Source organism: Brachyspira pilosicoli (assembly GCF_019402445.1).
Taxonomy (GTDB): Bacteria; Spirochaetota; Brachyspiria; order Brachyspirales; family Brachyspiraceae; genus Brachyspira; species Brachyspira pilosicoli_B.
This window is the reverse complement of sequence record NZ_SRZM01000271.1, coordinates 1-11,585: the sequence shown is the minus strand read 5'-3', so window position 1 is coordinate 11,585 and position 11,585 is coordinate 1. Positions and strand designations below refer to the sequence as shown.

The 11,585-nt window shown below is 27.5% G+C and carries 9 protein-coding genes; 7 read left to right on the top strand and 2 right to left on the bottom strand.

The features are described from left to right. The coding region (gene flcA, locus E6A48_RS08780) for a periplasmic flagellar collar protein FlcA (RefSeq protein WP_219709788.1) at window positions 1–2,145 on the top strand (2,145 nt) is incomplete at its 5' end. Window positions 2,146–2,232: 87 nt separating this feature from the next. Here flcA and E6A48_RS08775 read toward each other — a convergent pair. After that, window positions 2,233–3,207: an aldo/keto reductase gene (locus E6A48_RS08775; protein WP_219709786.1), complete on the bottom strand. Its 975-nt coding sequence runs from the start codon at window positions 3,205–3,207 to the stop codon at window positions 2,233–2,235. A gap of 162 nt (window positions 3,208–3,369) precedes the next feature. On the opposite strand from E6A48_RS08775, the gene E6A48_RS08770 reads away from it, so the two are divergent. From E6A48_RS08770 to E6A48_RS08745, 6 genes are all read left to right on the top strand, one after another. Then, window positions 3,370–3,936: a hypothetical protein gene (locus tag E6A48_RS08770; protein ID WP_219709784.1), complete on the top strand. Its 567-nt coding sequence runs from the start codon at window positions 3,370–3,372 to the stop codon at window positions 3,934–3,936. 33 nt (window positions 3,937–3,969) lie between these two features. Further along, window positions 3,970–4,686: a GntR family transcriptional regulator gene (locus E6A48_RS08765; RefSeq protein WP_219709782.1), complete on the top strand. Its 717-nt coding sequence runs from the start codon at window positions 3,970–3,972 to the stop codon at window positions 4,684–4,686. 104 nt (window positions 4,687–4,790) lie between these two features. After that, window positions 4,791–6,350: a PTS sugar transporter gene (locus E6A48_RS08760; protein ID WP_219709780.1), complete on the top strand. Its 1,560-nt coding sequence runs from the start codon at window positions 4,791–4,793 to the stop codon at window positions 6,348–6,350. 18 nt (window positions 6,351–6,368) lie between these two features. Beyond that, window positions 6,369–7,208: a beta/alpha barrel domain-containing protein gene (locus E6A48_RS08755; protein ID WP_219709778.1), complete on the top strand. Its 840-nt coding sequence runs from the start codon at window positions 6,369–6,371 to the stop codon at window positions 7,206–7,208. A 176-nt stretch (window positions 7,209–7,384) separates the two neighbouring features. Beyond that, a complete protein-coding gene (locus tag E6A48_RS08750; protein ID WP_219709776.1) occupies window positions 7,385–9,220 on the top strand; it encodes a methyl-accepting chemotaxis protein in 1,836 nt (611 codons plus the stop codon). Between the two features lie 23 nt (window positions 9,221–9,243). Further along, window positions 9,244–10,914: a Na/Pi cotransporter family protein gene (locus E6A48_RS08745; RefSeq protein ID WP_219709774.1), complete on the top strand. Its 1,671-nt coding sequence runs from the start codon at window positions 9,244–9,246 to the stop codon at window positions 10,912–10,914. Window positions 10,915–10,936: 22 nt separating this feature from the next. On the opposite strand, the gene E6A48_RS08740 is transcribed toward E6A48_RS08745, so the two are convergent. Next, entirely contained in the window at window positions 10,937–11,485 is a 549-nt protein-coding gene (locus E6A48_RS08740) for a DNA-3-methyladenine glycosylase I (RefSeq protein ID WP_219709772.1), read from the bottom strand. Window positions 11,486–11,585 lie beyond the last annotated feature (100 nt).

Here is an 11,585-nt window from a genome sequence, read left to right as displayed (position 1 = left end):
GATGATGAGAAAGACACTAAAGAAGATGATGCTAATGATTTAGATAAAGTATTAGATAACGATATTACCACTCAAGATGAAACAGAAAATATAACAGATAATACTATAGAAAATACTGATGATAACTTAATGGTTGGAAATGTTGCTGGTAATGTAAGAATAATTGAAGAAGAAAATACATTACCTTCTCCAGATTCTGCAGATAGTCTAGGAGAATCAAAATATGATGATGTTGATAAAGATATAAATGATGATGAAGTTATAGACAATATAAAAAGATTATCTCCTATTACTAGATATCATGTTTTAGATGCTATATTAAATGAAAAACTCTCCAAAAACTCTATGCAAAAATTATTAAAAGCTCTAGAGAAAGGTGAGTCTAATGAATATATAACAGATTTCATTAATAATGAATTAGGTTTAAGTATTTCAGATTCTAGAGGTGGATTATTAGATATTATACCTATTCCTAGCTCATTGAAAGAATATGCTAAGATAATAAGAGTTGCTGCAATATTCTTAATATTATTTGTTGGTATAGTATTATTTTCATATCAATTTATATATAAGCCTGTTTTAGCTAATAGATATTTCAAAATGGGTTTAGAAAATATATATAATAGCCAATTTGATGAAGCAGAGAGAAATTTTGCTAAAGGTGATAAATTAACTCCTAAAAAAATAAAATGGTACAATAAGTATGCAAAAGAATATATAGATAGATTTGCTTTTGATTATGCATTAAAAAAACTAGAAACTTCTGTAGACATAAAACCTAGAAATATTGATACTAGACTTTTATTTGGATATTACTATAGAAATAAAGGTGAAAAAGAATTATCAAAAGAAGATTATGACAGTGGTGAAGAGTTGTATAATAATTTAATGACTTACACTGATAAAGAAAAAGATTTAAAGAGAATATATGATGACCTTGGTGTTCTTATGATAAGCAGAGCTAAAACTCTAGTAGAGCCTAATTATTATAATAATGCTTATGAAAACTACAGAGAAATGATAAATAAATTTGGAGATAATGTTATACCAAGAAAAAGAGTAATGCTTATAAAAATATATCAAGATAATTATCAAGATGTTAAAGATTTGCAAAATCATATAAATAGATTAAAAAGCGGATATATAGATGATGAGGTTTATCCTAAATTAGCAAAATATTTATTGGATAAAGATGATTTTTATGGTGCTAGAAAATTGTTTGAAAAATTATTAGCAAAATACACAAATAATTTAGAATCTATTGTAGGATATGCAGATTATGAAGCTAGATTAAAACACTATGATAGAGCTAAAGAGATATTAATAAATTCAGCTCTCCCTCTATATACTTCTAATCCTTATAATGTTGGAGAGGAATATGTGTATAATATGCTTGGACAGATATATTATAACTTAAAAGAATATGGAAGTGCTATTAATAATTTCAAATTAGCATTAGAGAAAAATAGCTTATATCCAGATGCTAACTTTAATTTAGCTAACTTGTATTTTTATCAGGATAATGATTATAAAAAAGCAAAAGAACATTATAAGATAGCTTATGATAATTTGGCACCAGATTTGAGAAGCGACCAATTACTTTATAATTTATCTTGGATATACTATTTAGATGGAGAATATGATTTAGCTTTTCAGGGATTCAATGATTTATTCTACAAAAATCCTGATAACAGCATTGTATCGTATGCTTTAGGTAATTCTCTTCTTCATTTAGACAGAGCAAATTTAGCTAATGGTTTTTATAGAAATGCTTTGAATAAGGCATTAGAAAGCAGAAGAGATAAATTTGAAATGCGTACAGAAAAAGACTTTATGTTTATTAGTTATTTAGCTAGTTTACATAATAATATAGGTGTATCTTATGCTTATAATTCTGTTGTAAGTAACCAAATAGAAAATGAGCAAATGGCTTTCAAGAATTTTGTTGTTGCTAGTGAATATTTTGACCAATTAAGAACATCTAACATAGATTTAGATATGGCTGAAAAAAGAACAGTTAATATAGACAATCAAAATATTGGTGCTTCAAAATATAATATGATGGCTATACAGAGCAAGAGAAACTTAAAAAACAGCGTTATTATAGATGATTATATACCGAAGACTATGTTTAATTTAAAGTAAAACTCTTTTAAATAATAAAGCCTATGATATGTTTTTCTATCATAGGCTTTTTTATGTTTTAATTATTTTAGATACTGTCTACTCTACTTACAAAGTTATATCATCAATTTTTTTAAGTTCTAAATCTGTTAAATTATTTTTATTTATTATTTTAAGATTTTCTATTATTTGGCTAGGTTTAGAAGCCCCTATTAAAACACTTGTAATCTCTTCGTCTTTTAATACCCATCTCAAAGCCATTTGTGCTAAAGTTTCCCCCCTCTCCTTAGCTAAGTCATTAAGTTCTTTTATTTGTCTTAATCTATCTCTTGTAATAGCATCTTTTTTCAAGTATCTTCCATCTGTAGCCATTCTGCTGTCGCTAGGTATACCGTCAATATATTTATCTGTAAGTAAACCCTGGGCAAGAGGACTATAAGCTATTATTCCTTTTGATAATTTCTTTGCCTTTAATTTAAGTCCATTATTTTCTATAGTTCTATCAAATATAGAATATCTATTCTGATTAATTATAAAAGGCACATTAGCATATGTTAATATTTTAGAAGCTCTCTCCATAGTAGCTCCATCATAATTAGAAAGACCAATATATAAAGCTTTTCCGCTCTTTACTATTCTAGTCAATGCCTCCATAGTCTCTTCAAGTGGAGTTTCACTGTCCATTCTATGATGATAAAATATATCAACATACTCAAGATTCAGTCTTTTTAAGCTTTGATTAATACTCGCTATTATATATTTTTTACTGCCCCAATCTCCATAAGGTCCATCCCACATATCATAGCCTGCTTTAGTGCTTATTATAATTTCATCTCTATATTTATTAAAACCTTCGTTTAAAATTTTACCCATATTAATTTCAGCAGCTCCATATGGAGGACCATAATTATTAGCCAAATCAAAATGTGTTATACCATTATCAAAAGCAGTATTTATAATATCTTTCATATTATTATAATCACAATTCTCACCAAAATTATGCCATAAACCAAGAGATATTATAGGTAATTTTAAGCCGCTTTTACCACATCTATTAAAAATCATACTATCATATCTATTCATAATTAATAACTCCTATATGAATATTTTAATACATTTTTGAAAAATTGTAAATTTAAATATTTATAATACATTTTAGATATTTTACCGAAAATATATATATTACTTTTTACAATAGTTATTATTTTTGATTTATATATATAATAATTTGGAGGTTTAAGATAAATGTTTAAAAAGATGATAACTTTTATTATTATTTTATGCACTGTAGGATGCAGAACACTAGAAACAGCAAAAGACAGTAACAATATAAAAGATAATAATAATAAAACAGAAATTAATGATAAATCTGAAACTAAAGAAAATAATAACACTAAAGAAGAAACATTAAAAGAAGATGATGCTAAAGAGAAAATAGTAAAATATGGAGCAGATTCTGAAATACAATCTATATATATAAACGAAAAAAAATATTATGTATTAAATTCTAATAATGTAGAAGATATGACAGAAGATGAAATTAAAAACTCATCATTAGTAGCACCTTTAAAAATTACAGAAGAAACTATAAAAGGAATTGACGGTATAGTAATAAAATATTATGATGTTCAAATATTTTTAGAAGAGAAAAATAGATTTGGAAATACAAAAGTAGGATTATTTGAACCACAAAATAGAGCTTGGACTATGGGAGAAGATAGAAAGAGAAATAATGAAATAGAATTAAAATTAAGCAATTCTACAGTCACTATTACAATAAAAAGAGGAAGTATATCACTTAGATATTATTAATTAATTTTTTAAAATTAAAAAATAGAGTTTATTATGAGCAATAATTTTCTATATAAAAAAGTATATGATGATATTTTAGAAAAAATAGATAATGGAATATGGAAAAGAGGAGATAAAATACCTAAAGAAAAAGATTTATTAAAATCATACAATGTAAGTAGAGATACATTAAGAAAGGCTTTATCTAAACTTAAATTTGAAGGTATTCTATATTCCAAAAGCGGTATAGCTACATATGTTAAAGAAAAAAAATTAGATTACAAATTAGCTTCTATTGAAAGTTTTAGTGAAATTTCTAAAAGAGAAAATAAAGCTCCTAGAAGTATAGTATATAGAGCAGAAAAAATTATTCCAAATGATGATATTGCAAACAAAATGGAATTAAAAAAAAATGAATCAGTATTTTTTATAGAAAGATTAAGATTAGCTGAAAATAAAATAGTATGTTATGAGAAAACATATATAAATGAAAAGCTCTGCCCTGATATAGACAAATATGTATCTCCAAATACTTCATTATTCAATCTATATGAAAATCAATATAATATAAAAATTAGTTATGGAAAATATACTTTTGAAGCAATTAATGCCCCGTCAGATATGGCAAAAATTCTTTCTATTAAAGATGGAGATGCCATATTGATGATGAACGCTACAATATTCACAATAGACAACATTCCATTATATACAGTTATAGCTAATTACATAGGAAGCGAGTATATTTTTACAACCGTATTACAGAGAGAATAAAAAATACGTATTTTTATAACTAATAATTTGACAAGTAAGTATTTTTTACTATACTATATAGCATATATACGTATATATTACACTCACATCAAAGGATATAATATATGAAAAATATAGCAATCATAGGAAGTAGTGGGGGAAATTTATACAATTTAGGCGGTAAAGACCCTGTAAAACTTTTATCAGAGATAAAATTACAAACGGACTCTACAGAAATTGCAATATCTAATATTTTATTTATAGGTGCAGATGCTCCTATGGATAATATAAAGCCGACAGCAAAGGCATCTATATTTAGGCTTGAAAATGGGGAGATTGTAAGCACAGAGGTAAAGACTTTATCAGAGATAAATGAAGATGCAAAGAAATATGATTTAGAATTAGCCAATATTATAGAGAGTGGTAATATAGACGGACTAATATTAATGAGCTGCGACCCTTCAAATATTAACAAAAAAAGTATTGATGCGGCAATAAGCAAAAAAATACCTATAGTTGGTACAGGCGGAGCTTCTATGGCAGATTTGCAGTCTAATGGTGCAAATGTTATAGCAGTTTCTGGTACAACCGGCACTACAAATAGAACCAGAGCAATATCAGCTATTACAAGTTTAAGTAAATATTTCAATATAAAATATAGACCAGTAATAGGTTCTAGCGGAAGTTCTTCTGGCATATCAACAAAAGAGAATGTATTTAAGAGAATAAATTTTAGAGGAATTATGATGGGAGCTTTGCCAGGATTTATATCTATGGCATTAATACTTGCTGTGAGTAAAATACCTGGTTTAGAAAAGCTAACAGATGTTTTTGATATTTTAATAAAGGCTCTCCCTGTTATGGTTGCTGTAATAGCAGCTAAGCAAGTATCTGGATTAGATGAAGTTGGAATAGTTGCGGGTGTAATATCTGGTGTATTATCTGTTGAGGGAGGCATTATTGGCGGGATTATTGGCGGTATTTTAGCTGGGTTATTTAGCTATTTTATCATTACTAAATGTTTTGATTTAAGAGTGCCGGCTACTACTGCTAATATAATTGCAGGAGGTTTATCTGGAATTATAGCAGGTCTTTTAGTTTATTTCTTACTAGCACCTGTGGCTTTATTTATAGGAGAGGGTATAAAAAAGTTATTAGAAACTATTATATCATTCTCACCTATATTGGCTGGTGTAGTTGGGGGATTATTAATATGGCCTGCTATTATTGGCGGGGTATATCATGCTGCAATATTGCCTATAGTTCTATTAGAAATGGAAGCTACTGGAAACAGCTTTTTAGGTTCTATAGATATGGTTGGACTTGTTATGTGTTCTGCTGGTATCACTTTTGCTAATATTATAGCTCCTAGAAGAAAAGATGATAAATCAATAGCTGTACCTGGTTTTCTAATCAATGTATGTTTTGGTACATTTGTAGAAGCTTCTTATCCGTTTATGTTCTCAAACAAATTGGTATTTGCTAGTGCTATAGTATCTTCTGCTGTTGGAGGTGCTGTGGTAGGATTATTTAATGTAAGAGGTACTGCTTATGTTCCAGCTATAATAGCTCCTGGGCTTTCCACTACACCTGTAGGCTTTGTAATTGCAATGCTTACTAGTTTTTTGGTTGCTTTCTTGCTAACTGTTATAGTAAATAAAATATCAAAAGCACAGGATAAATAATTTAAGGAGTTAATAAAGATGATAAGAAATGACATGATTAAAAAAATGGAAATATCTAGAAAAAAAGTACTTGATGCCATAAAAGAAGGAAATGGATATACAATATTAAGTACAGGAATTACTGGAGATGATGCTAGAATTGCTAAGGCTGTAGTAGATGCTGGTGCTAAACTATTAGAACCAAATCACCCTGCTGTTGTATTAGCTAGAGGATATAAAGGCATCAATAATATGCATAATGCTGAAAAAGTAAGACATGAGCTTCCTTTAGAAAAGATGCTTGAGGTTGTATCTGGAGTAAGAAATGTAGTTGGAGATGATATATATATTACAGTTGGTGTTCCTGGAGGATTTACTGAAGTTATGCCTATAATATTGGAAGATAGTGATTTTCAGAGAATATCTTTAGCAGGTGCTGATGGATTACATACGCATAAATCATCTATTGAAGATTTAAAAGAATTAGTAGAAAAAGCCCATAAATATGGTTTATTAGTGGATGCATATATTGGACAGCCTACTGATTTACATACATTTGGTATACCGGCTAAAACTCCTGATGATGTAAAAAATGTTGCTAAAGAAATGGAAAAAATTGGGGTTGATTTTATTGGCTTAATGACTGGAATGAGTTATGAAGGCGTTAAAGCAGGAGAAATACACCCTGAAATAGAGGAAAGATTAAAAGCTTTGGTTTCTGCTGTTAAAGTACCTACATTAGCTGAAGGCGGAATTAATATAACTAATTATAAAGCTTTCAAAAATACAGGTGTAAATATACTTGTAATAGGTACTGCAATAGATAATGTAGTATGTAATGCTGCTGCAAATGTAGTTAAAGATTTTTTAACTAAATAATTAAATTAGACAAATAAAAAATACCTACTATATACAAATAAAAAAATTGGGAAAGTCTTCATATATGAGGCTTTCTCAATTTATATATAGGAAATATTCAAATAAATAAAATACTTGCATAAAATCAATTTAATTAATATAATAAAAAAGATGTTTTTAAAATTTTAGAGGTTAATGTGTTTAAGAAGTTATCAAAAATAATGAACAATATTTTTAAAGAAAATAGTCTAATACTTAAATTTTTAATACCATATATAACTTTTATCATACTAATATGTATCGCTATATATTTTATTTATGCTCCGCAATATAGAAATACATATATGACAAATAGCCAAGATAACACAATAAAATTAAAAAACATACTAGAAAACAATGTAGAAAACTTAATAGTTGAAATTAATGTACTTTCTGCATATTTAGAAAAAGAAGATAATAATGATAAGGCATTAGAGGTATTTCAAAATGTATTAAAAAATAATAATTATTTAGTTAATATATTTTATTCTGATGTTATACCATACAATGAAGGCGGCTTTTACATAAATGCCAATAATGAACCATTGGGAAACTATAACCCCACATCGACACAATGGTTCAAAGACGTTATGACAAACAATAAGATTATAACTGCTACACCATATATAAAAAATAACAAAACTATAGCATCTTTTGCAAAAGCTATATATAAAAATAATAGAGTATATGGTGTTTTATGGTTTGACATAGATTTTGAAAAGTTTATACAATCTACAATAAATGAAAACAAAAAATATGGATATAATATTTATATAATTAATGATGCAGGACTATATTTATTTAATGCTGATAAGAACAGTATATTAAAAAATAATATATTCTCAAACCCTAACTTTACAGAAAATAAAAATAATATATTAAATAATGATAATTTTACATTTATTAATACAAAGTTCACACATATATCATCAAAAATAAAAGATACAAATTGGATATTCGTATCTGATATATCTAAAAAAGCACTTAATGCAATGTTTTACAAGCTTTACATATTAATAGTAGTGGTATTTATACTTCTTATAGGAATAGAGGCTGGACTTGTAATTTTAATAGCTAAACCTTTATCTACTACATTAAATAATACTGTAAAAATAATAGAAACTATGTCTGATTGTAATTTTAATATAGAATTTAATGAAAAAGAATTAAATAAAAAAGATCAGGCTGGAGAATTAGTAAGAGCATTAAATAAAATGCAAAAAACTTTAGGTAAAGTAATATACAATCTCACTAACTCAATAAATGAAATTAATAATTCAGTTAATTCCATAACAACTGCTAGTGTTAATTTATCTGACAGAGCTAATTCACAGGCAAGTGCATTAGAAGAATTAGCTAGCTCAATACAATCTGTATCAGCTTCATTAAAAGAAACAGCTAACAATGCTATTGATGCTAAGAAAATGAGTGAAGAAGTATTTGAATCTACAAAAAGAGGTGTTGATGCTGTAGAGGATACTTCACATAATATGGAAGATATAGCAGAATCTAGTAAAAAGGTTTCTGATATAACTAAAATAATTGAATCAATAGCTTTACAAACAAATATATTAGCATTGAATGCCTCTGTAGAAGCCGCACGTGCGGGAGAGCAAGGTAAAGGTTTTGCGGTTGTTGCTAATGAGGTTAGAAGTTTGGCAAATAATGTAGCTAATGCTGCTAAAGATATATCTGATATAATTAATGATACTGTTAGAAAAATTGAACTTGGAAGCACTTCGGTAAAAGCTTCATCATATATATTAAACCAAATAGAAAAATCTGTTAATGAAGTATCAAATTTGCTTGTTGGTATATCTAATGCTATTACAAATGAGGAAGAAAGTATATCACAAATAAACTCTGCAGTAGCGGAGCTTAATAATATAACTCAAGAAACTTCGGCTATAGCTGAACAGGGGGCTATAAATAGCAATAATGCTTTAGATAAAGCTCAAAATATTGTTGTAGAAGTTTCACAATTTAAATTTTGAGTTAAATTAATAAAAGAGGAAATATGATACTCACTTTGCTTTTTTCATTGGTAGGCGGTTTTGGGCTTTTTATGTATGGACTTAAAGTGTTTTCTGATGGTCTTCAAGAAAGTACTGAAAACACATTAAAAGAAATACTTCATAAAGTTACTCAAAATAAAATATTAGGTATAGCTCTTGGTTTTTCAATTACTGCTATAGTACAGTCTAGTAGTGCTGTTACTGTAATGGCAGTTAGCTTTGTTAATGCAAACATATTAACTTTATCTCAAGCTATAAATATTATATTGGGTGCTAATATTGGTACTACTGTTACTGGTTGGATAATTTCATTAGATATAGATATTTTAGCTTTACCTTCTTTGGGTATAGGTGCTATTATAGTAATATTTGCAAGCCAAAGCAGAAAGATAAAATTCTTCGGCGAAATATTAATGGGCTTTGGTATGATATTCTATGGGCTTATTTTAATGAAAATGGCTTTTGAGGGTGTAAGAGATTCTGAGAATTTTAAAAACTTATTTTTAATGGCAAATGCATACACTCTTCAAGGAAGATTTATTTGTGTATTGATAGGAACTGTTGTAACTGCTATAATACAATCAAGTAGTGCTGCTTTAGGTGTTACAATATCTCTTGCTACTGTTGGTTTGATTGACTACCCTACTGCTGTTGCTTTGATACTTGGTCAAAACATTGGTACTACTATAACTGCTGTACTTGCTACAATAGGTGCTTCTATTAATGCTAAAAGAGCCGCTTTAGTGCATTGTTTATTCAATATATTCGGTGTATTTTATATGTTCTTCCTATTCCCATACTATCTTAAACTTGTTGATTTTATAGTTGGATTTATGGTATCAGGAGGACCTGATTTAGTTGTTAATAATAATTATGTTAATATATCTTTCTATATTGCTGCTGCTCACACTATTTTTAATATAGTAAATGTTATAGTATTTTTCTTCCTCACTGATAAATTAGAATATATTGTTTGCTTGATTATTAAAGATAAAGATGGAGAAAAACATATTAGCTTATTATCCGACAGACTTTTGCATATGCCTATTTCTGCTGAAATAGAGGTAAGAAAAGAAGTTGCATATATGGGAGAAATCGCTCAAAAAATGTTATCAAGAATAGAACAATTATTTGATAGCCCAAGTGAAAAGCTTCTTAATAAAATTCGCGACCATGAAAAAATGCTGGATAATACAGACAATGAAATACATACATTCTTGCTTAAGCTTCTTGGAAAAAATACTCTAAACTCTGCTGATATAGCTTCACTAATAAATATCAGTACATACTACGAAAACTTAGGTGATAATTTAAAAGATTTGGGTAAAGCTATTATTAAAGGAAATGAGAAAAAAACTTTATTTAATGAAATACAGAAAAAAGATATACTTCAAATGCTTCATAACAATAAAGAGTTTATAGATTATTTATCAACTCTTATACTTAATAATTATTCTATAAACAAAGAAAAAACTTATGAAGAAGCTATGGAGAAGTATCATCAAATAAAAGGTTTCTATTATGAAGCAAGACAAAGGCATTATGATAATGTTGATAAATCTTTAATACCAGCATTAAATGCCCATTTATATGGTGATGTACTTGTTTATTTTAACCGCTCTATTTCAAACTTGGTTAATATAGTAGAAGCAATCACTGGAAAAGATAAATAATAAAATTATAGCTTAAAAGATATTATTTAAAAGGGCAATCTTGATAATGGTCATTAATAATACCTATAGCCTCTAAATAGCTGTATATTATAATGCTTCCTACAAACTTAAAGCCTCTTTTTATTAAATCTTTGCTTACAGTTTTTGAAAGTTCATTTTCTGCAGGAAGTGCATCATCGTAATTTAGTTTATTATATAAAACTTCATTATTTGTAAAACTCCATATATATTTATAAAAACTACCAAACTCTTTTTGAACTTCCATAAATTTCTTTGCATTTATTATCATGGCTTCTATTTTTCTTTTGTTTCTAATAATAGCTTTATTTTCTAAAAGAGATGCAATCTTTTTTTCATCGTAATTAGATATTTTTTTATAATCAAAATTGTCAAAAGCTTCTCTCATAGCTTCTCTTTTATTTAAAACGCATCTCCAGCTTAAACCAGCCTGCATATTCTCAAGTATAAGCATTTCAAATAATTTTATTTCATCATGACAAACCTTACACCATTCATCATTATGATATTTTATTTCTATCTCAGTTTTAGCCCATTTGCATATTTTTTTCATTTTATAACTAACTTTATATATGCCTAAACAACTATATTTTGTCAAATTATATCTTTTTATAAAAATTTTATCAACTTTTTCCAGCCGCAAAAAGTTGCAA